This window comes from Candidatus Neomarinimicrobiota bacterium, from assembly GCA_022567655.1.
GTDB lineage: Bacteria > Fidelibacterota > SORT01 > SORT01 > SORT01 > JADFGO01.
In genome coordinates this window covers 13,844-36,339 of the sequence record JADFGO010000011.1, presented here as the reverse complement: position 1 = coordinate 36,339, position 22,496 = coordinate 13,844, and the positions used below count along the sequence as shown (strand labels likewise).

Below are 22,496 nucleotides of genomic sequence, written 5' to 3'. Positions count from 1 at the left end.
TAAGATAGAAGAGGTTCGGAAGAAAAAGAGGGCTTCGGTAAAGGTTGAGTTAGGAGATAGAGAAGATTTCGAAGATGATGATATCAGAATCTTCCGTTCGAGATTTGATATCGCTCCAAAGACTTTTCATTTCGATTTCTTCGATCACGATTTTGACATGAATATTATGATGCAAGGTCTTCGTAACGAAATTGATATTAATCTCAGGAATAGTCTAAAAGGGTTGAGGGAAATTTTGTATAAGACGAAGGAGATTGTAATAGAACCGGAAAAAATTATATAACGATTAGTGGTAAATAACAATTTCGAGCCCCGGCATAAGCGCCGGGGTTTTTCATATCCATCGGCAATTTCAGGTATCAGTCAGTCCGTCAGTTAACAGATCAGCCGACTGCCGGAACGGGATTCCGACCTGTTCGACTAACCAGCCCGACATCGGTCTGGCGGGTGCCAGGCGGGTCGGAAACCCTTAAAAGGGTTCCATGAGAAATCTTTATCCGATCTAACCCCCGACTCAAGTCGGGGGTTAAGAAGATGTGTTCGTAACAGGTAAACCGTTTTTCCCGAAGGTCATGAAGGAATCCCTCTGAGGAACCCATCGTTAATCTAAATTGTAGGGGCAATTCACGAATTGCCCTAAGTACAACTTCTGAGTTGTCCCTACAAATTCCATCGAAGAATTGCGTGCGAGTTAGGTCACGTGTAAGTCCCGCCAACGGCGGTGACCCTGACCGCCACGATCAATTTACTTACTATTTGGATAATTGTAGGGGACGCAGATCTGCGTCCCCTACGGAGTTTCACGCAAATTACTGGATCAGTGTGGCGCAGTCACCCTGAGCGAAGTCGAAGGGTGCCTGCGTTATAATATCGTGGACAAAAGGCAAACCGGGCTGACGTCTGTAAGAACAAATAAAACGATGATGTCATTCTGAGCATAGCGAAGAATCTCAGACAGGTTACTTAGAAGGAATCTGGGATTCTTCGGTCGTTCCACTCCCTCAGAATGACTAATATTATATAGTAAAAAAAGGTTTTGAAGAGAGAACCGGGGGAGTTTACATTTACCGTTCAAATGAGATTGAAAATCATATCGGCTTTATTCCTATACTTCTCCGCGGCGGGAGAATTTCTCTCAGCACAAAAATACTACTGGCCCACAAATGCAAGCAAAGCGATTACATCGACGTTCAGTGAATTTCGCCCGGGGCATTTTCATTCGGGGATAGACATAAAAACATGGAACAGGGAAGGATATAAAATATTTGCGGTCAGTGACGGGTATATATCCAGGGTACGGGTATCCCCGTACGGCTATGGAAAGGTGATTTACCAGAAGCTCTCAGACGGTAACACCGCCGTTTATGCGCATCTGAGGAGTTTCACCGAGGATATTGAGAAAGTCATTAAAAAAAACCAGAACAGTTCCGGAGAGTACAGGGTAGACATTCAATTTAATTCGTCACAATATCCTGTGAAAAGAGGAGAGACAATAGCCTTAAGCGGTAAAACGGGTACTAAATATCCGCACCTTCACTTCGAAATAAGGGACTCCCGGAACAATCCTATGAACCCGTTGGCTTTCGGTTTCAAGATAAAGGACGCGGTTCATCCGACTCCCGTCAGGCTTGCATTTATCCCATTGGAGAACGGATCCGAAATCGACGGAGGGTTCACTGACAAAACATATAAATTGCACAGGGTAGGGAAATACGTTTACCAGATAAAAGATACCGTTCAAATATACGGTAAGATCGGCATTGCCCTCTCTGCATACGACATGGCAAACGACATCCCCAACAAATACGGGATAAATTCGTTTCGCCTAAAGATCGACGGTGTGGAATATTTCCGGGCGAACTACGAGACGTTTTCCTTTGATAATACGAGGCAGATTGAAGTCGACAGAGAATACAGGCTCTGGAGGAAGGGCAAAGGCCTCTTTCATTCGCTATACGTTAAGCCATATAACACAATGCCGTTCTATAGTAACAGATCCGACGGAGCGCTTGACAGTTCTGTTATGCCCGGTCTTCACTCGTACGAAATAGAGGTTTCAGATTATTATGGAAACAAATCAATAGTCCGCGGCGCCTTCGTGTACAACACTTCTCATTCTGTCAATGTTTCACTGACCGAATTCGCTCAGGGGCAATATAAATTTAAGTTCAGTAAAAGAGGAGTGCCGTTAAGCAGGGTAAAAATATCGGGATATTTACCCGGCAAGGGATATGTGAAGCTCAGCTCAAAAACTATCGGAAAAAATAAAACAAGCATAACGACATCATTAACAATAAACTCTCAGCTGTACGGGCATCTAAGGATTGATGGGCATGACATTATCGGAGCTTCTTTACTACCGGTCTTCGTGAGTTTGCGAGAAGAAAAATCAAAAGTTGAAAATGATACGATCAAGTTTGAAATCTATGACAAGCATATGGCTATAATCTATACTCATTCGGAACTCCTTTCTGAGGCGCCTGTGTTGCGGTTAAAGAATGGGCAGAATAAGCCCTTGAATATACCGCTGAGACAAACTGAAGCGTTCAGATATGAGGCTTCCGTCCCGCTTGACATTTTAACAACCCTTACAATTTTGAGTGTTATTGATGGAAGTTCCGGAGACGTGCTATACGAAGATGTGCTCTCTCTTAACCAGATATCGCATAGAACAGGAGGGACTCTCGTATCCGGGGACGGAAATTTCATGGTACAATTCGATGAGAATTCCCTGTACGGTGATTATTATGGAGATGTAATTATAGAGGATAATAATGATTTTGGAAATATCAACAAAAACCTTGTGACGCCCGTATACAAAATATCTCCCAACTACCAACCTATGAAAGAGATAATAAAAGTTCTGCTCCGATATCCCCACACGACGATAGATAGGGAGAAATTAGGGATGTATTATCACGATATGAAAGAGGGTTGGGTGTTTTTGAAGAGTGATCACGACACTTCCATGACTGTTCTGTCAACGGATGTCTTAAGTTTAGAAAGCTTTGCGGTATTAAGCGATATGATCCCGCCAAAGATTTCGAAAGTAACACCTTTGGATCGCTCAGTCGTTTCGAAAGAGAATCTGAGGATATCAGCAGAAATCACCGATGACCTTTCAGGAATCGAAGATGAACGCTCGATACAGTTCAAATTGGACGGCAAAAAATTGATATTCGAATGGCATCCGGCTTCCAATACAGCGACGTACGTGAGTGACAGAAACCTATCGAAGGGTAAGCATAGACTCCAAATCTCTGCTGTCGACAATGCCCGTAATGAATCCGTTATCAATTTTAGTTTTTATATCCGGTAACTTATATGTAAGTTTTGTCAAAACAGACTGAAAAGTCAGTCGGTTGCTTTCCATGAATTTCACTTAAATCGTTTTTTTGCCATAGTTTGTGAAACAGCAACCCGGGATGCCGATTCTGATAAGGTTATGAAAAAAAAGTTTAAGTTTATATTTCTAAGTCAGCTGCTTCTATTCAACACACAAATAACGGGAGCAGAGCATCTAAATGAGAAAGCCCGTGTGCTGCTCTTCGGTGACAGTCTCACTGCCGGGATGTATTTTCTATATCTCGACGATGAATCTGCGAAACAAGGCTGGGCGGCACAATTACTATCGAAAACCGGTATCGAGCCGGACTTACCCGGATTCGATCACCCTTATCCACTGGATAATCTGACACTAACCAAGAATGGCTTCGGGTTTTTGGGGTTGAGGAATATCATCAATTTGCTCCCAAGCGCATTTACCAAAGGCAGGCGTAAAAAGGATAGAAATATTATCGCTGTTCCCGGCCAGACTCTGAAAGAAGTATTAAACCAGTCGTCTGAAAATCATGGTAAAAAATCTGCATCCTGGATTTTTGGAAGAGTGCTGCTCAGGCAGAACGAGAGTTTGATCCGGGCGGCTGAGAATTCCGGAGAAGAATATGAGTGGATAATTTTGTGGATAGGCGCCAACGACTTGCTCTCTTCGTTCGGAATGCTTGGAGATGCTACACCGCCTTCTCAAGAAGAATTTAAAAGAGATTACGCTGTTCTCGCAGCGCGACTCGGACGACTTCTCAAGGACGAGGTTGAGGCGAGTCATCTGCTCTTTCTGACATTACCTGACGTTACACAACTGCCGGTATTCACAGATCTCCCCGCCGGCTCAGTGAACGGATCGGAAGTGCCGTATCCCGAGGGAAGCAAAACTTCAGCGTTTCTGACCCCTTTCAGAAATAACCGCTTTGAATCCAAAGAGGTCTTCAGTCCTGAAATGCTGCAGAGTGTAAAGGATAGAGCGGCAGCATATAACGCGGTAATAAACAGTGTAGCGGAAGAGATGGGGGCAAGTGTGGTGGATATTTACGGCTTGATGAAACGGCTCGAATCCGAGCCGGGATTCACTTCACAAAATTCTTCATATATCAGTCCGGACCTTCATCATCCATCCTACAAAGGCTATGCAATTATATCTGAAGAAGTGCTTGCAGCGATGGAGAGCATCAGCGGAAATTCTTTAAAAACCGGAAAACCTGCAATAACGGACGAGGTCAAACCGCTGCCGTCAGCCGCCGAGCTGAATACGAATGAAAGGAAAAGAGCATCCAGTCTGATGAGAATGGCAATGCTGATGATGGAAGACGGCAGATTTCCTCCCCGCCCGACTTACAGAGGAAGAGCGGAGTTAGGTGGGAGAACCGGTAACGGGGTAGATTCAGGGTTGAATTTCTACGCTTCAACCGGTGTGGATTTTCCTCCCGTTCCGGTCCGAGTTGGATGGGTATCAAGATTGACGGTCAACTTTAGATTCGGAGCCTCCGTCTCCTCATCGAATAATTTGAAAAGATTAAATGAACTTAGGATCGGCTTTGCAATTGAGCCGCAGGGTAAATGGAATTGGAGGAGGATCGAGACGGGAATTGCCAAGACCAATGGGTCGCGGACAGGATTATACGCCCGGTTTGAATGGCGCATGTTATATATCAACTCGACAAAGCTATTTTCTACCACGCCGTTAGTTGAAGCAGGAATCAGCCTCGGTAAGGTTTGGGGGAGGACAGGTCACAACGGTAATTAAAAGTCAGGTGGATTCTTTATCTGATTAAAAACGTCTTTAACTTTTCGTTCGAGTTCTTCAATCGTTCCCGTATTTGCGATTACGAAATCTGACAGGGCAGCTTTCTCCTCATCCGGGAGTTGATACTTCATTCGACGTCGGACTTCGTCTTCGGTAAATCTACCGGATTTAACGATCCTGTCTATACGTCCATCCTCGGGCGCGGTCACCGCAATAATATAATCCACCGTATACAGCAATTCCCCTTCAAACAGAAGCGCCGCATCGACGGCAATAATATTTTCGGTCATTGAGTGGTCGATTATCAATTGCCTTATCGCCTCTCTTATATAAGGGTGAGTTATCTTATTGAGAGTTGCGGTTGTCGATTTATCTTTGAACGCTTCGGCAGCCAGCCGCTTGAAGGATACTTCACCGGATTCATCCAGAATTCCCATACCGAAAGCCTCGATAATATCTCTTTTGAGATCCGGTTCGGCGGCATAAAGCCCTTTCGCAACCTTGTCCGCCTCTATGACCTTTGCCCCTAATTTACCCAGCATGGAGCTGACCAATGTCTTTCCGCTCCCCATCCCCCCCGTTACGCCGATAATGGTCATGGGTTATAGATCGTCTTTTGAAATTGTCTCGATAATTCTGTCAAATACAGTTTGGGGTCCGCCCCCGGCGGATATGATTGTCAGATTCCCCTTCTTCTTATAGTATTCTACGAGCGGTTCAGTCTGACGAGAGTAAACCGATAAACGGTGTCGAATCGTATCCGGACGGTCATCGTCCCTCTGCTGGAGTTCGCTGCCGCAATTATCACAAATTCCGGTTTCTGAAGGCGGGTGAGAAAGAGTGTTAAATAGACTACCGCAGTTCGGGCAGGACCAACGTGCGGAGAGTCTGTTGACGACCTCATCTTCAAGGATTTCAAAGCTGATGACGTAATCGATCCCAATATCCCTTTGTTCAAGAAGATCGTCAAGACCCTCAGCCTGCGGGATCGTACGCGGGAAGCCGTCAAATATAAAACCGGAGCGGGCATTATCTCCGTCGAGAATGGTCTCGATCATACTAAGTATCAGGTCATCCGGTACAAGCTCCCCCTTTTTCAGGAGTCGGTCGGCAAAAATTCCCAGCTCGTTTTTCTTAGCTATGTTGTCTCTCAGAATATCACCGGTCGAAATTTGAGGTACTCCGAATTTTTCGACTAATAGCTGCGCCTGTGTTCCCTTACCTGAGCCGGGAGGGCCCAATAACACCATTCTCATTGACAAAGCCTAAATTATTAAATTAGAACGCCTGCAATAGTCGCTGTCATCCATGATGCTAACGCTCCTCCGAACATAGCTTTGAGACCTATTTTCGCAAGGTCCGAGCGCCTTCCGGGCGCGATCGCGGATATACCGCCGATTTGGATTCCAATAGAGGAGAAATTGGCAAATCCGCAAAGAGCGTAGGTGGATATGATCAATGAACGTTCGGAAAGATCGCCGACACTGACATGGCTTCCCAGCTGAGCGTAGGCGACAAATTCATTGAGGGCAATTTTAACTCCAAGAAGATTTCCTACCTTATCCGCTTCGTTCCAGGCGACACCCATGGTCCATGCGAGGGGACGAAGAAGAGTACCGAAAAGCGTCTTCAGCGAGCCCGGAAACAGACCGAGATATTCGCCGTTAACGGGAGAAAATCCTCCGCTTCCAGTATAAGTTTGATAAGTGCCGCCGAGTAACCTTCCGTCGATCAAGCCGTCCATAAAATTTAGTATTAAATCTACCAGTCCGATCAAGGCTATAAACGCGAGAAGCATGGCGCCGACATTTACGGCTAACTTCAATCCGTCCGTTACACCGGCAGTTGCGGCATCGAGCAGGTTGACGGAGGTTTTAGTCCGGGGTATTTCGACATCGCCGGCAGTTTCAGAATGTTCAGTCTCCGGATAAATGATCTTTCCGATTACCAGCGCCGCGGGCGCCGACATCACGCTCGCCGCGATCAGGTGTCCGGGGTCTATGCCCATACGGATGTATCCGGCCAAAACACCTCCTGCGATAGTTGCGAATCCACCGATCATAACGGTAGCGAGCTCCGAGACCGTCATCCCGTTCAAAAAGGGTTTGATGAGAAGGGGGGACTCCGTTTGTCCTACGAAGACGTTTGCACTGCATGAGAGAGTCTCAGCCCCGCTGGTTCCCATCGTCCAACGCATGAATTTAGCCATCCCTCCAACTATCACCTGCATTACCCCGAGATGATAGAGTATTGAAAGAAATGCCGCAAAAAATATTATGGTGGGAAGTACTGCAAAGGCGAACTGGAAACCGAATGTATCATAATATTTCGGATCAATGAGGTTACCGAACAGGAAAGCCGAGCCGAGATCCGCAAGTTTTAAAAATGTATTTACTTTTGCTGATAACATCTTAAAAACTGTTTTACCATCTAAATTATTGGTAAGCAGAAACACCCAACTTGAAATTAAAAATGAAGAAACTAAATATTTTTGATATTCTGTTTTTTTAATAAATCGGAGTATAAAAATGGCTATAAATGAAATTCCCAATACGATTGTTGTCATACCGAATCGTGCAAATTTGTATAACAAAAATGCATATAAACCTGAACCCAATAAAATCAGGGCAGTGTGTATTAGCTGAGCGTTCCTATCAGATTTTTGATTTATCTCGTCCTTGAATGCGTACATTAGTATCAAAGAGAGGAACAAATACATTCCGGAAAATGAAACAGAAAGTGTCACATTCCATATCGATATCGGATTTCCGAGAATGATCGAAGCAAACAATAATTGAAGTCCTAAGCCCCATAGTATTATCCTCGGGCGAATTTTGCTTTTATTATTCGACATAAGGAATGCGATGCCGATAAACACCAATAATCCGAATAGACTGACAAATCTCATTGCTTCACCTATTGTTATTTATTATTTACTAAGAGACTTCCGGCGGAGGTTCATAACATTCACGACATCGCGCTTCATAGGCTTCGTTTGCTCCAATGACCACTTTCTCGGTTTGCGATGTCAACCTCTGCGTCTTGTTTGCAGGCTGACCGCAAACCATGCAAACCGCGAGTATCTTATCAACGTATTCCGCTATCGCCATAATCTGGGGCATAGGTTCGTACGGTACCCCCCTGAAATCCTGATCGAGTCCGGCTACTATCACTCTTTTACCGGAGTTTGCGAGTTCGTCTATGACCTTTACGATCCCGCGGTCGAAAAATTGTACTTCATCAATTCCGAGCACATCCGCTTCCATCCCTTTTTCTATTATTTCGGATGGTTCCTTGACTGCTATCGACGGGATCTTCCATTGGCTGTGAGAGACTAAATGGTCTGGGCTGAATCTGTCATCAATTTCCGGCTTAAAAATTGCCACTTTGAGCTTGGCGATCTGGGCGCGCCGGATTCTTCGAATCAGTTCTTCCGTTTTACCGCTGAACATTCCGCCGCATATAGCTTCGATGGTTCCTCTGCCTGATTGAGGTGTGTGCATTTTATTTCCCTGATTTTTTCACTGAATTCATTCGCTCGGTTAATAGAGCGGACACTTTTGTTTTTAGGAGGTCCACTGCTACGTTATTATAACCTCCGCCGGGTATGATAATATCGGCATACGCCTTTGTCGGTTCCACGAATTGTTCGTGCATAGGTCTGACACTTTCCTGGTACTGTTTCACGACAGAATCGATATCGCGTCCTCTCTCATTCGTATCGCGGTTCAGCCTTCTGATAAACCTTGTATCGGAGGGGGTGTCGATATAGACTTTAATGTCCATCATAGCCCTGATGCCCGGATCGAAAAGTGTGAGAATCCCTTCGAGGATGATGACAACGTGATCTTTTACAGTGCGCTTTTGTTTTTTACGAGTGTGAGTTTTATAGTCATAGACAGGAACCTTTACAGCTCTCCCTTCCATTAGTATCTCTACCTGATGCCGCATCAGTTCAAAATCGAAAGCATTCGGATGATCGAAATTGCGATTGTTTCTGTCGTCAATCGGAATATCTGAATGATCACGATAGTACGAATCCTGTTCTATGATAGCTACCTGATTCGAACCTAATTCTTCATAAATCCGGTTCGATACCAGCGTTTTCCCCGAGCCGGTACCGCCTGCGATCCCAATGAGCAGGGGTTTTTCTTTTCCTTTATCAGCCATCGGTTGAAGGAAGCTGTGAGTCGTCAAACGGATGAGCCAGTAGATCGGAGAGATTGTATTTAGTGATTTCCCCGATCCCATCGGACAGATAGACAGGTATATCTTTCGTGTAATCCCAAAGCAATTGTCGGCATGCGCCGCAAGGGGAGGCGCCTGTCTCAGAAACGACCGCTATCGAATCGAACTGGTCGTCTCCCTCACTCAGCGCTTTTACAAGCGCAACTCTCTCGGCGCATATGGTCAAACCGTAAGAAGACGATTCAACATTAGAGCCTGTGTATACTTTCCCCGATTTTGTCAAAAGAGCTGCCCCAACCTTGAAATTGGAGTAAGGCGCACGGGCGTGAGCCCTTGCATTAAGTGCGATTGTCGCTAATTCTTTTGAGTCCATATTTATACGCTATAACGATTTTTGTAGTGTAGGTAATTTAACTAACAGAGATTGATTGAAAAAGGAAAAGAGTGAATGGGAAAAATTTATTTTTATAATACCCGAAGTCATAAACGATGTAATATCATTATGAACTTTTATAAACATAGGCGGGTTCTGCCAAATATTGTTCGAGAGATTTGCCCTTTCCGTCTTTATCGGAGACTATCGGGTCTTCTAATCCCCAGTCGATCCCCAATTGAGGATCGTTCCAGACCACTGTTCCCTCCGAGGAAGGTGAATAAAATCCCGTGCATTTATACATAACGTCCGTTCTGTCCGAAAGCGACAAAAAAGCATGTCCAAACCCTTCCGGAATGTAGAGCAGCCGGTTATTCGCGTCGGATAGAACCTCCTTTACATACTTCCCGAACGTTGGTGAGCCGGCCCTCAGGTCCACCGCAACGTCAACTATTTCTCCAACGGTACAGCGTACGAGTTTTCCCATAGGTGCTGACATGTCCTGGTAATGAATACCGCGCAAAACACCTTTTTTAGACCGTGAATAATTATCCTGAACGTAGATGGAAGGGATGCCTAATTCATCAAAAGCCTGTTTGTGGAAAGATTCCATGAAAAATCCACGTTCGTCCGTAAAACGAGCTGTTTCAATTAGTTTTACTTCCGGTATCTCGGTGTTTATAAGTCGTACATCCATTTGTAGTCCTGAATTGAGAAGGTATATAAAAAGCCGCTTATGTTCAATGAATTTAAGTAACAAAAAAGGGCGTGATACCTCGTGATAGGCTATTTTTAATCACGCCCCGACTGCTTAAGTTCAATCTATAATAATGCGCTTTTTGCGTCCTTGATAAATATTATCGGACTATCTTGGTTATACTTTAGTCGAAGCTTACTTAACGGCAGGTGTCGGAAATCATTAGTTTTAGTTGACGTACGACCGAAATTTATACATATACTCCCATCATTCGGGTTATATGTATAAAGACAGGCAATAAGTAAAGAGTTTCAGAACCTAAATATCAATTTGAGAGATAGGGTGGCAAATAGTTGCCGATAATGCAATATCATTCCGAAAGCCGAAAAAGTGTAAACCGATTAACATTAAGGACTTAGGCTAAAATATTTTCGGATGGCACATAAATTGCACATATAAATTATAAAGAGTTATTTATGAAAAGAGGGATTAATTAAAGCATTTAAAATAAAAACTTCAACAACAGCTACAATGCTCCGTCAGTTGAGTCTTAATATCCACTAAGAGAATGTGCTGGCGGGGCACTTCCCCTCTTCATTAGAAGTTCTCTATAAATATAAGCGCAAATGCCCTAATTCAAAAGGTTTTTTTAAAATTTCGCTTTAAAAATCGGATATGATATTTGAGGATGAATCATCTTCCATAAGTTATTGCCTTATAAGATTCGATAAAAATCAGTTTTCTCCGTTCAGATGAGCCCGGGCTTTTAGTTTCCATAAGATTTTATCATGCATTTCAGCGTCGGAGAGTGTCCTCTCATGATGGACGATATCTGTAGCTTCTTTATAACCGGTTATGGGAATAAATTCGTATCTTTTCAATAATTCAAATTCGATCTTCCCGAAGCATTTTTCTCTCGCTGAATAGCTATTTCTCAATTCCTCCGGGCTGCTGTATGAGTAAACGTTGCTGCCATTATTCATGGATGATTCAATTTGAGAGTAAAACCTTTCCGGGCTATTTAGAAGTGTTGAAGTCGGGATGGTTTTGCTACCGAGATAGTATGGAATATATTGCGGTAAAAATGTTTCACAGAGCAGCTCAGGATGTTCGCCTGTTTTTATGAAATCATCGAAAATGATTCTGTCCGATTCCCGAAGAAATGAGTCTATCTCAATTACCTGTGAATAAACTACCGGTTTATGTAAACTCTTCGGTAATGTATTTCCTATAAAGTTGGAGCTGTTCCAGATACAAACGGTGATGATCAGATATAGACCTGACCTACGGGGATTAGCCGGAATCACGGTCGTCGCCATACTCTTAAAAATCAAAAGCCAGAAGGGAATAAGGAGTATCACCCACAATTTATACTGACCGGTCGCCCACCATGTGAAAAATGCCGGATAAATGATCAGCATCAGTAAAAGAACCCGGGTGGTTCTATCCGGTTTAAAAAATAGTTTTCTAAGCGATACTCCAAGCCATAGAACAGCCGCAAGTGCAAACAAAAGACTCAAAAGATTTGCCGCGATTCCGATAGTATTGAAAATTCCGTGTGCTCCGAGCTTGTACTCGAGCAAGGATTGCCCGCCGGCGAGCGCGATCCCGATCGATTCGAATAAACCGATAACGCTCGCTTTTATCCCGAGCGTCCAGTTATACCCTGAATGAGCGAAGGTTGTCATCCATAAAATCAATTCCTTAAAAGAATCCAATTTTTTAAAGAACGTTCCGACTATAAAGTAGGTGACTATACTAAGAAGACCGGGTAAAACAATTGAATAAGAGAGGAGACGATAATCTCTTCGATTTATCATACTGGTGTAGATGAAAATCAAAGCGAATATGACGTTACTTTGTGATATCATCAGGGCAAAATAGAATAGAACTCCGATAATGAACGAAACCGTTTTATCCGGTTTATTGAGATAGATTACAAGAAAATATAGGCTCCAGGCAAGCAGAGCCATTGATATTACATACGGGTCGGTCTGAGTGCTTAGATGCCAGAATCCGAAGCTGCCCGTTAAAAACAACGAAGCGGTCAAAGCCAATTTATAAGAACCGAGATAACTAAGAGCGATTGAAAAAAAAGCTGCTACGACTAATGCCCCTGCAAGCGAACTAACCGTTTGTATAATGATAATTGAACCGCCGGAATACCCGAACAGAGAGGCTATTTCGTATATACCGCTTAAAAGGGGACGGTAAAACAGGTGATGGGGATGATAATAGCTGAGTAAATTAGGATCGTTATTCTCGACTGCATTTGCATATTCAAATCCGTCTAATATATAACTATGCGGCAGGAACGAGCTAAACAATGCGAAGGAAGCTAATCCTAAAATAACGGGAGTCGAAAATACGTTTTTAATTCTCATTATGATAAAATACAGAGACAGAGCTCCGAAAGTAAATCTTAAATTCGAAATGGCGTGATCAGTCTCATCATGTTCATGAGTATATGACTTTTCAGCTAGGAATTCAGTTAGAGAAATTATAAGTTTAGCATCTAAGACTCGGGGGAAACGACGACAGTTGTTTCAAGGGATGGGTAATGCAGCAATGGCACTTATTTTAGAACGATCAAGCGTTCAATCAATTTCAACACTCGATTAATAATAGCGGAAGTTGAATATTCAATCGTTATTCAGTGCTTCGGGGAAACGCTTGAGGGGTAGTATCACAACTGTCTTTCTGCCGCTGTTCAAATCGGATTCAACAATTGGCATTAAATTTGCGATTTCAAGAGTATGGGGGAGTCATATTTTAGAGGAAACATATGTTAAGAGGGAGAGGAGTATATGATTTCTCTGCCTGATGCTCGAAATGCCGACACTAATTTTATGTTTTTAGCCGGGAAGTATGATTTAACAAAACAAATCAACTTATGCACTCATAAAAAAGAGAGAAAGGATTGGAATTATTGGACTACGATAAGAGCGGAGATCTCCTCAAGACAATTTTAAGTGATATAGTTGACGGGATCATCACTATCGACAGTGCAGGCCGAATAGAGTCTGTAAATCCCGCCGCCGAGCGGATATTCGGTTATTCATCTAAAGAGCTAATGGGCAAAAATGTCAAGATTTTGATGCCCGACCCTTACCATAAAGAGCACGACGGCTATCTTTCCAATTATAACAATACAGGAGATAAAAAGATCATAGGAATAGGAAGGGAAGTCGTCGGCATAAAGAAAGACGGAACAACCTTTCCTATCGATCTCGCGGTGAGTGAATCCACAAGCGGTGATATTAAATTCTTCACCGGAATAATACGCGATATCACCCAGAGGAAACAGATCGAAAATGAGCTCAAACTGTTTAGAAATCTGGTGGACCAATCGTACGATGCGCTGTTTATTATTGAGCCGGAAAGCGGTGAATATCTTGACGTTAATGAAACGGCATGCCGTTACTTGGGATTTAGCAAAAGCGATCTTGTAGGTATGAAAGTTATCGATATTGACGGTAATCTGACAAGCAAGAGAGAGTGGAAAAAACATAGTAAGCAGGTAATTAAAGAAGGATCTTCGGTACGCGAGAGCTTTTACAAACGGCATGACGGGACTACTTTTCCCGTCGAGATCAACGTAAAATCTACCACCATAGCGAATAAAAATTATTTCATTGCGATAGCAAGAGACATAACCGAAAGAAAAAAATCCGGAGCTGAGTTGGACTTGTCGCGTCAGCAGCTCCAGAATCTTTTTGAAAATCTTGATAACGTATTTTACTCATTTGATATCAAAAAAGAAAATCTTCTTGAGATATCGCCGGCATGCTATGTGGTATTCGGGAAAAAGCAGAAAGATTTTATCAAAGACCGATGGTTGTGGAAAGACATGATACACCCTGAGGACGTGAAAACGGAGGATGACGTTTGGAAGCAAGTTTACGCCGGTACACCGTCAGAGGTGCAATATCGCATTATCAAACCGGACGGGGAGATCCGTTGGCTGAATGAGAAATTGAGACCGGCATTTAATGATGAAGGGGAAGTTGTTCGCATAGATGGAATTGTCTCGGACATCACCAGAGATAAACAATACGAAGAGGCGCTCAGGGAAAGCGAAAATCGTTTCAGAAAGATTTTTGAAAACAGTCCTCTCGGAATGACTCTCGTTGACATGGAGTTCGGCTTTATTGACGTAAATGTCTCTTTATGCAAAATGCTCGGGTATAAAAAGAGTGATTTGATGCAATTGACTTTCAGGGACTTTACGCACCCCGATGATCTCAATAAAGACGATAAAAACATCAAGAAATTGGTCGAAGGTGAAATACAGTTCTATCACACGGAAAAGAGATATATCAAAAAGGACGACTCTACCTTCTGGGCTGAAACTACGGTGACGATCATCAGCGATGAAGAGGGTGAGCCTTTATACTTTCTTTCTATGGTTGAGGATATCAACGAGCGAAAATTGGCCGAGGAGGAGTTAGAGCATTACCGTAAAAACCTTGAAAAACTGGTTGAAAATCGTACCGAGGAATTAAGCGAAGCCAACAAGAAGCTGTTAAAGGAAATCGCTGAACGGAAAATCGCTGAAGCCGAACTGAAGGAATCGGAGGTAAAATACCGGCAGTTAGTTGAAAATGCCGAGGATGCGATATACATAATACAGGATGGGAAATTCGTCGTTTCTAATCCGGCGACTGAAAAAATAACGGGATACACCAAAGAAGATTTTATATCGGAGGATTTTGATTTCATAAACCTCGTTGCTCCTGAAAGCAAAGAGTTCATCTTGAACAGGAGTAAAGCGAGGGAGGAGGGAATCAACATTCCGAGTAGATACGAATTTAAAGGACTGACCAAAGACAATCAGTTGCGTGATCTCGAAGCCATCACATCTTCTATATTATATAAAGGCAAACAAGCGATTCAAGGAGTTATCAGGGACGTGACGGAACAAAAACGTCAGGTGAGAGAAAATTTAGAACTTGCGAAAAAACTCGAAAGAGCACAGCGCCTGGAATCTCTCGGAGTTCTGGCAGGGGGCGTTGCGCATGATCTGAATAATATTCTGGGACCTATAATCGGCTATCCTGACATCATACTCACAACCCTGCCGGACGACGACCCCATCCGAAATGACATAGAGCAGATAAAGATCGCTGCCGGAAGAGCCAGAGACGTCGTCACCGATCTTCTGACAATGGCTCGAAGAGGGAAATATGAGATGGGTGCTATCAACTTAAATAATCTGGTAGATGATTATCTGAGTTCATACAGCTTTATCGATATAAAAGACAAGTATGAGAATATCAGTTTCAAATTTAAGCCGGGAAAAGATATTGAGAATTTATTGGGTTCTGAATCTCATATCTCGAAAGTGTTAATGAATCTTGTCATAAATGCCTTCGAGTCAATGCCTGCGGGAGGTAAGCTAAAAATCAGCACGTCCAATACGAGAATTAAAGAGCGCCAGCTCTATTATGGAGAAATCCCGGAGGGCGAATACGTTCTCCTCGAAGTTCGCGACACCGGAGAAGGTATAAAAGACGAAAATCTTATGAGAATCTTTGAACCGTTTTATTCGAATAAATCGATGGGGAGAAGCGGATCAGGATTGGGCTTGTCGGTAGTCTGGGGAGTTGTTAAAGACCATAATAGTTATCTCGATGTGAATTCCCGGATGGGCAAGGGCACAACCTTCTCAATATACTTTCCGGTAACAAGTGATGAAGGGTCAACTCCAAAGGATAAAGATATTAACCTGCAAGGCAGCGAAACTATACTCGTCATAGACGACAATGAAGATCAGAGAGAGCTCGCCGAGCGGCTCCTGTCATCGTTCGGGTACACTGTGATTTCAATGGAGAACGGCAGAGCAGGGATTGAATATCTTAAAAAACACAAAGTTGATCTTATCATTCTCGACATGATCATGGAAGATGACTTCGACGGGCTTGATACTTTTGAAAAGATATTAGACTCGCATCCCGATCAGAAAGTAATTCTTGCGAGCGGATTTTCTGAGACTGAACGCGTTAAAAAGGCTCAAAATTTGGGTGCCGGAAGATATATGCGGAAACCATTCACGAGGGAAGAGATAGGACGGGCAATAAGAGAATCCCTTGATGATGGATAGAACATCAATAGATATTAGAGAATTTGAAGAGTGTAGACTGTTACTGATATTTATTTAGTTTCTTCTCAAGCAAATAAATATGCTGCCGATCTTATGTCTCACTATCGCAAATATTAAAACAAATGATGAATTCCGATTCCAACCATCTCGCTTGGTTCAATTTGCCCCGGTTTCCGGCGGAGATATCGGCTATATCTCGATCTGGTCGGCTGAGCTGAGATTCTGAAAATTTTCATTACTTCGTAAACATAAATTCGCTCACGCGCCAAATCGGCTTCACAAATAGATAATCAAATCTCTTTTGTGGAGACGGGCGGAATCGAACCGCCGTCCGAAAAAGAGTCCACGTCGTCTTCTACATGCTTAGTCCCTCATTTGGTTCTCGCGGAGCCCACTCCGAAGGACTGGATTAGAGCTGCGCCAGTTTGCTAACCCGAAGGTTCCGATTTCATTTCATCCCCACAAACGAAGAATGAAACTATTCCACCATTGTCGTCGCTCCGTTCACAGCCCGGTGGAAAGGACCGTGAGGGAACGGACAGCCTATTTAGGCTGCCAGTGCGTAATTGTAGTCTGCACTTATATTTAGCGCCCGGTTTGATAACGCGGAACCGAAACAGCCGCGGCATGCGTCCGACACCGACTTCGATCCCGTCGAAACCATGTCGTCCCCATCTACATTCATTTTAAACAGTCGCTGTGATATAATCAACTAAATCAGAAAATAACAGATAGTCCAGTTAAAAAAAATATAGGTAGAAACCTATACAGGTATGCCAAAAGTCATTTTGACCGCCGTCAAAAGAGTCTTTTCAGCGTCATGGAAATATTCATCGGAAATGGCTATTTCAGTTAACGCCTGGACAAGGTCATCCCTTTCGTCGTTATCCAGGCCGGTGATCGCCGCCATGCTCTTTTGCCCGTAGCGCATCGCCTCTTTCATATCCAGGCTGGTGAAGTTCTTCATCTCCTCCGTAATTTCCTCTTCCGTGAATCCGTATCTGTTTAATACTTCGAAAAGTTTGGTCAACTCCCTCTGGTCTATCATCTCATCGACGCCCATCATCGCAAAACATACGCCTATGAAGGCGTTGCGGGGTTTCATGCCGAGTATGTCATCCATTCTGTCTCCTCCTTGACTTTCCGAAAAAATAAGTTATATAGCCCGAATCACAGGATAATAAGATAGGTTATTTGTTTCAGCTTTTCAAGTCGTTTTAATCGCAGTGCCTTTCAGAGTAGATTCCACGAGATTAGAGATTATTTAATCAACTAAAATTCTTGATTATACGAATAGCGCCGTTGATATTTACGTAACTCTAATTTTCGGATAAAATGAATTGTTAAACTCTATCAGGTTCCATGAACCAAAATAAAATTCAACTGCTCTTCTTGTTATGGCTTCTATATTTTACGCCGCTTTCCGCACAGATAGAACTACCTGAATCGAGTTATGTCGATTTGACTATCGTTAGTTACAGCATTCACCGCGGCGAGGGAGTAGACGAACTTTACAGCTCGATAAGAATCGCGAGGACGCTCGAACAGTACAAGCCTGATCTGGTTGCCCTGCAGGAGGTGGATATGGGCACGAACAGAACTCACGGCGATTCGCAGGCGGTAATTATCGCCAACCATCTCGGCATGTTCTACGCCTTCGGGAAGACGATAAACTACATGGGCGGTGAGTATGGAAACGCAATTTTAAGTAAGTATCCGATACTTTCAGTTCAGAATACGGATATCTCCCCTGGCGAGACGTCGGAGAGGAGGGGGCTTTTGCGGGTGACGGTCGATCTCGGTTTCCGGACGATGCGATTTTATTCCACTCAATTCGGTATAATGGAGGAGGAAGTGGATTATCACTCGAAAAGAGTCGGAAAGATTTTCAGGATGTTGAAATTAAATGAACCGATAATATTTTGCGGAAACTTGAGCGTGGAACCGTACAGTCCTCTTTTGACTCCGCTTATGGATCAGCTTCTGGACCTCGGTACGTATTTTGGAAATAAAACGAGCACCTACCCGACTCCGCTGATGACACGGAGAATAGATTACATCCTGACCAACAAATACGTTCAACCGTTTGAATATTTTGTTCCGAGGGATACGCTTACAATAAAATCTTCAGACCACCTGCCCGTAGTGGCAAAAGTAAGGATAATGCCCTGATACACCAAGCCCCCGATCGTTAGACCGGGGGCTCCCACCGCATTCGTTATCATTTATTTAGCAAAACGCTCATCGAGCGTAATTAGCTGATCTTTATTTCGATCTCCTTTTTCAGAGATTCTTTCGTCTTCGGCACCGAAATCTCCAACACTCCGTCCTTGAAGCTGCCGTCGATATTCTTTTGATCTATGCCGTCGCCCAATCTGAACGATCTCTTAAAAGAACCGTACCTGCGTTCCCTTCTCCAGGTGTTGGTGTCGCTGTCGGAGCTCTCGTATTTCTTCTCACCGCTTATCATGAGATAGCCGTTTTCGACAGATACTCTTATGTCCTTCTTATCCACGCCGGGAAGCTCGAAGGATATGACGTAGTCCTTTTCATGCTCCGTTACGTCAACGCTGGGATCGAACCCCAAGTCGAACTGACGGGGGTAAGAAACGAAGCTGTCATCGAACATCGTGTCAAACAGAGTTCTCGGTCTATATTTTATTAAGTTCATTTTATCTCTCCTTTTTATTCGTTTCTATCGTTTCAAATATTCCGTTTCCACCGATCTATTTTGCATCTTTCGTGCCAGAAGTTAGATATTGTTGATAATAAAGGACTTATAAGAAATAAAATTATTTTAATAATGCCATAATGGCAGTAACAAACTCTTACTAATGTCAAATAGGCGGTGTTTTGGCGATTTATTATGCTAAATTGTCACCGAAAATCTGCGCTTGATTGTGAAAACGTCTGCGAGTACCTTAAGAAACTTAATTTTGAAGCGATAATTCTTCTTAGGAGTGGAGGATGATCAGAAAAGAACTTAGAACAGTTGTCTTTTCTATACAGGTATTACTTATGATTTCCGTCAGCGCGATGGGTCAGAAGACGGTGGGGTTAGCAATTAAATTCACACCGGAGGCGCCGGACAGTTTTGAGACGGCGCTGCTTACTCTCACTGATGATGAATTCAGCATAAATATAAAAGACATAGACGGCATCGCTGTATTTTCAGAGCGGTTTAATTTTATAAATATGGATATCGAAACGATCGAGGACTTAGTCCAGGAAGTTACCAACAAGCTGCCGGACGTGTTTGAGATAGCTTTTGTCAAGGACACTCCCATATACGTTCTTAATCCGAATCAAGGCTCCATCAAAAGGAGTCCTTTCGTACCCTTCAATTTTTTCAACAACAGGATCTATGAAAAAGCACATAGAATGCCCGGTTCACTGAGCTTTGGGTCGGCGTTCTATGATAACGACGGATTTGGGGATACCGGTCACTTCACTTTTGCTTATAATGTTAACTACGAATATTTTCAGTTAGGCAGGCGTATCAGCCTGTATCTGCTCACAGGTATGCGGTTCACTTCGGATGAACCGGATACGGTTACAGGAAGTCGAGCCCTGACGATTCCGAAAGACTTACACTTCAGCCTGGGAACCGCTATCGAGATAAAATTCAGCCGTATTCATATCGCACCGGTTGGATATTTTGACTGGAGTGTGAAAAATTTCACGATAATTACCAACGAAACAGTTCCGGATACGGTGAGGATCAAAGACGCATTTTACAGACTACAGTATGGCGCCAGGCTGAGTCTCCCCGTCTCTGTCGTGGGAGTTAAGGGAAGTTTTGTTCTCGAGTACCTCATTTCATCATTTGAAGTTCCTTCGGGGATTGTAATATTGGACCCAAGCGCGGGAAACGCTCCGCTCACATCTGTTGACGGAACGGTGATTCGCGGAAAATTCCCGATTCTCGGCAGCAGGATAACTCTTGGGATAGAATACATTGACCTCGATTCCGATAAGGGTCTTGATGATTCCTTGACGATAAACGCCTTAGCTAATTTTTCTATTAACGACGTTGCTGCTATTTTGAGACGGGCATTTAAGATATAAGTTAACTTTTCGTCCTGAGCGCATTACCGAACCGGTTTAACAATCTTCAGTCTGATTATATGACAACCCTTAGTCGGGCTGTATTTTACGATCTATAACCGAGTTCTCTCATCGTTTCGTTAACGGATACGCCGCCTATTTCCACATCAGCTACAAGTCTGCGGTGAGGGTCTATTTTCTCTCCCGAATACGATATATTCTTCCCGGTGCATATCTTCGTATGTGCTTCCATCGCCTCCGGTCCGCCCATTTCCCCTCTTGCCGGGGTTTCGACTCCATCCAAGATAAGAATGAAGCCCGATCTGTCTTTATGTACCCACATAGGTGAGATCATCAATGATTTTCCGTCTATTACTTCAAGAACTCTCGCCGTAGGCATTTTTTCTCCAAAAAACTTGTCGATTAATGATAATTAGGCAGCTGCTGATATGCAAATCAAATTTCATATTATCCGCGTGTATTCTTCACGCGAATAATTCCAGACAGGTTCTCCGCAGTATCTTTTTCCTTCGGGGCAGAACGGTTTGGTACCGGCGATTTGTCTGAGAGTGCAAGGGGGGAGAAGGAATTTACCGATCAATGGGTTAATTTCAGTGATTTGCAGCGCTTCATCGAGCGATGCTTTCCATATTTCTTCCTGGGCGAGGTAACAGAGTCTCATGGCGTGTTTGTGGTGAAGATTCAGAAGATCGGAGGACTCTGTAAACCTTATCGACACAGCATTTGGGAGAACGTAGGCGATAAACTCGGAAGATTCACCGAGAGTTGTCAGTTTTGCGATGGAGTCCCATGTCTGTTCCATCGTAGTAGTGAACAGATCAGTTGCCGGTTTACTTTGATTTATCAAGGCGGGTGTAATATAGTCGGGAGTATTATCCATGTGAGCGATAAGAACAGGACGGGAAGCGGGAGTCATTCTATGCCGTTGGTCCTGTGAATCGGCTGTATGGCTGATCTTCTTCCTGAACGTATAGCTGGCATGGTGCATCGCGCGGGTCAGTTTGTCATGAGTAGAGAGGTTCAGTTTCTCTCCGAACACTCTGTTTCGGGATGGATCGATCGAGAGTCTGATAGCCGATTCGTCGTCAAGATCATTCCTCGAAAGACCGAGTACTTCTCTGACGGCATCCGCTATGCTCTCTTGATTCCGCAGCTTGTAATCGATCAGCAGGGAAGTTCTGCCCTCTAAACTATCATCAAACTCTTTCCGAAATTCTGACGCTTTACCGTTACTTCGTCCGTTCAAACTCTGATAGCCGCGCAGCTCATCAGCATCAAGCGGTTCCTCAAGCACTATCTTATAGTCGGGATCGATGTCCAGTATTGCGTCCGCCATTTTTTGTGCAAGGATTCTCTGTTCAAAAGGAGTGTCATAAATCTGGCATATACGCATATAGCGCAACACGGTCAAAGCGCTGACAGTGTGATAGAGGTAAGTGAAGGTGGAGACGGGAAGGACGTAGCGTGCGATCTCCTGCGCTTTTTTACCAATCTCCTTTTCATATTTCTCGCTGACTTTTATTCTTCCCGGAAAACGCCTGTAAAATTCTTCGGCTGCCGGCTTGACAAGCAATTTCCGAAGTTTGTCGTAAGCGTTCATTTGTGTCCTGACCGTCGATTCGTAAATCACTCTTCCGCGGGAACTGAACGGAGGGATCGAATAGTTGTTTTTATTGACCGCTACATATCGCTGGCTTACCTGCTCCGAATTATAAAACGGGTGGCTATGAAGGAATGACCAGACCGCATGGCGGGAGACGTTTGAAATTGCAAATTGAAATTGCGCGTGCTGAAAAGTCGTGTGATGTCCAGCCTGATAGAGGTCGGATACAAGAGCTTCGTAATTATGTTTCACTCTGTCATCTTCGACTATCCCCGAAGGAGAATAGCAGGTACGCGCTGCGGTGATAATACTTTTGTAGGGCTCCTTGAACGCCCTTGTGATTTTTACTTCCGGTTCAGGCGAATAAAATTTCAACTGTTGTTT

The 22,496-nt window shown here is 43.7% G+C and carries 18 protein-coding genes and 1 other RNA gene; 6 read left to right on the top strand and 13 right to left on the bottom strand.

All coding sequences use genetic code 11. The annotated features are described in order from the left end of the window. From IID12_02345 to IID12_02335, 3 genes are all read left to right on the top strand, one after another. Positions 1-283, top strand: a 283-nt coding sequence (locus tag IID12_02345; GenBank protein ID MCH8287934.1) for a hypothetical protein, incomplete at its 5' end; no start/stop codon positions are given. A 753-nt stretch (positions 284-1,036) separates the two neighbouring features. Next, positions 1,037-3,319 (top strand): M23 family metallopeptidase, encoded by a 2,283-nt coding sequence (locus IID12_02340; protein MCH8287933.1) that lies wholly within the window; start codon positions 1,037-1,039, stop codon positions 3,317-3,319. Between the two features lie 126 nt (positions 3,320-3,445). Next, positions 3,446-5,080 carry a hypothetical protein gene (locus IID12_02335; protein MCH8287932.1) on the top strand — a complete coding sequence of 545 codons (1,635 nt, stop codon included), beginning with the start codon at positions 3,446-3,448 and terminating at the stop codon, positions 5,078-5,080. On the opposite strand, the gene IID12_02330 is transcribed toward IID12_02335, so the two are convergent. The 8 genes from IID12_02330 to IID12_02295 all read right to left on the bottom strand — a co-directional run bounded on the left by IID12_02330 (position 5,077) and on the right by IID12_02295 (position 12,722). Continuing rightward, positions 5,077-5,679, bottom strand: a complete 603-nt coding sequence (locus IID12_02330; GenBank protein MCH8287931.1) for a dephospho-CoA kinase — start codon at positions 5,677-5,679, stop codon at positions 5,077-5,079. The two genes, IID12_02335 and IID12_02330, sit on opposite strands and share 4 nt — an antisense overlap. A gap of 3 nt (positions 5,680-5,682) precedes the next feature. Beyond that, the gene (locus IID12_02325; protein ID MCH8287930.1) at positions 5,683-6,336 is read right to left on the bottom strand and encodes an adenylate kinase; all 654 of its coding nucleotides are present in this window, start codon (positions 6,334-6,336) and stop codon (positions 5,683-5,685) included. A 17-nt stretch (positions 6,337-6,353) separates the two neighbouring features. Then, positions 6,354-7,988 (bottom strand): NupC/NupG family nucleoside CNT transporter, encoded by a 1,635-nt coding sequence (locus tag IID12_02320; GenBank protein MCH8287929.1) that lies wholly within the window; start codon positions 7,986-7,988, stop codon positions 6,354-6,356. A gap of 28 nt (positions 7,989-8,016) precedes the next feature. Further along, positions 8,017-8,583, bottom strand: a complete 567-nt coding sequence (locus IID12_02315) for a thymidine kinase (GenBank protein ID MCH8287928.1) — start codon at positions 8,581-8,583, stop codon at positions 8,017-8,019. A gap of 1 nt (position 8,584) precedes the next feature. Next, positions 8,585-9,250, bottom strand: a complete 666-nt coding sequence (gene udk / locus IID12_02310) for a uridine kinase (protein MCH8287927.1) — start codon at positions 9,248-9,250, stop codon at positions 8,585-8,587. Beyond that, positions 9,243-9,641, bottom strand: a complete 399-nt coding sequence (gene cdd, locus IID12_02305) for a cytidine deaminase (protein MCH8287926.1) — start codon at positions 9,639-9,641, stop codon at positions 9,243-9,245. The genes udk and cdd overlap by 8 nt, the downstream gene beginning before the upstream one ends. Before the next feature lie 127 nt (positions 9,642-9,768). Beyond that, positions 9,769-10,338, bottom strand: coding sequence for a dTDP-4-dehydrorhamnose 3,5-epimerase (rfbC, locus tag IID12_02300; protein MCH8287925.1), 570 nt, complete (start codon positions 10,336-10,338; stop codon positions 9,769-9,771). A 734-nt stretch (positions 10,339-11,072) separates the two neighbouring features. Further along, a complete protein-coding gene (locus IID12_02295; GenBank protein MCH8287924.1) occupies positions 11,073-12,722 on the bottom strand; it encodes a hypothetical protein in 1,650 nt (549 codons plus the stop codon). A gap of 545 nt (positions 12,723-13,267) precedes the next feature. On the opposite strand from IID12_02295, the gene IID12_02290 reads away from it, so the two are divergent. Beyond that, positions 13,268-16,441 carry a PAS domain S-box protein gene (locus IID12_02290; protein MCH8287923.1) on the top strand — a complete coding sequence of 1,058 codons (3,174 nt, stop codon included), beginning with the start codon at positions 13,268-13,270 and terminating at the stop codon, positions 16,439-16,441. A gap of 301 nt (positions 16,442-16,742) precedes the next feature. Here IID12_02290 and ssrA read toward each other — a convergent pair. Together ssrA and IID12_02280 are read right to left on the bottom strand one after the other, a co-directional pair. After that, positions 16,743-17,114: a transfer-messenger RNA gene (gene ssrA, locus IID12_02285) on the bottom strand. Between the two features lie 90 nt (positions 17,115-17,204). Further along, positions 17,205-17,564, bottom strand: coding sequence for a TerB family tellurite resistance protein (locus tag IID12_02280; GenBank protein MCH8287922.1), 360 nt, complete (start codon positions 17,562-17,564; stop codon positions 17,205-17,207). 239 nt (positions 17,565-17,803) lie between these two features. Between IID12_02280 and IID12_02275 the strand changes: the two genes are divergently transcribed. Next, positions 17,804-18,613: an endonuclease/exonuclease/phosphatase family protein gene (locus IID12_02275; protein ID MCH8287921.1), complete on the top strand. Its 810-nt coding sequence runs from the start codon at positions 17,804-17,806 to the stop codon at positions 18,611-18,613. Positions 18,614-18,695: 82 nt separating this feature from the next. On the opposite strand, the gene IID12_02270 is transcribed toward IID12_02275, so the two are convergent. Continuing rightward, on the bottom strand, positions 18,696-19,112 hold the full coding sequence (locus tag IID12_02270; GenBank protein MCH8287920.1) for an Hsp20/alpha crystallin family protein: 417 nt from the start codon (positions 19,110-19,112) through the stop codon (positions 18,696-18,698). 296 nt (positions 19,113-19,408) lie between these two features. Here IID12_02270 and IID12_02265 point away from each other — a divergent pair, with 296 nt between their 5' ends. Next, positions 19,409-20,509 carry a hypothetical protein gene (locus IID12_02265; GenBank protein ID MCH8287919.1) on the top strand — a complete coding sequence of 367 codons (1,101 nt, stop codon included), beginning with the start codon at positions 19,409-19,411 and terminating at the stop codon, positions 20,507-20,509. A gap of 85 nt (positions 20,510-20,594) precedes the next feature. On the opposite strand, the gene IID12_02260 is transcribed toward IID12_02265, so the two are convergent. Beyond that, positions 20,595-20,888, bottom strand: coding sequence for a hypothetical protein (locus IID12_02260; GenBank protein ID MCH8287918.1), 294 nt, complete (start codon positions 20,886-20,888; stop codon positions 20,595-20,597). 63 nt (positions 20,889-20,951) lie between these two features. Then, the gene (locus IID12_02255) at positions 20,952-22,487 is read right to left on the bottom strand and encodes an FAD-dependent thymidylate synthase (protein MCH8287917.1); all 1,536 of its coding nucleotides are present in this window, start codon (positions 22,485-22,487) and stop codon (positions 20,952-20,954) included. Between the last annotated feature and the right edge of the window lie 9 nt (positions 22,488-22,496).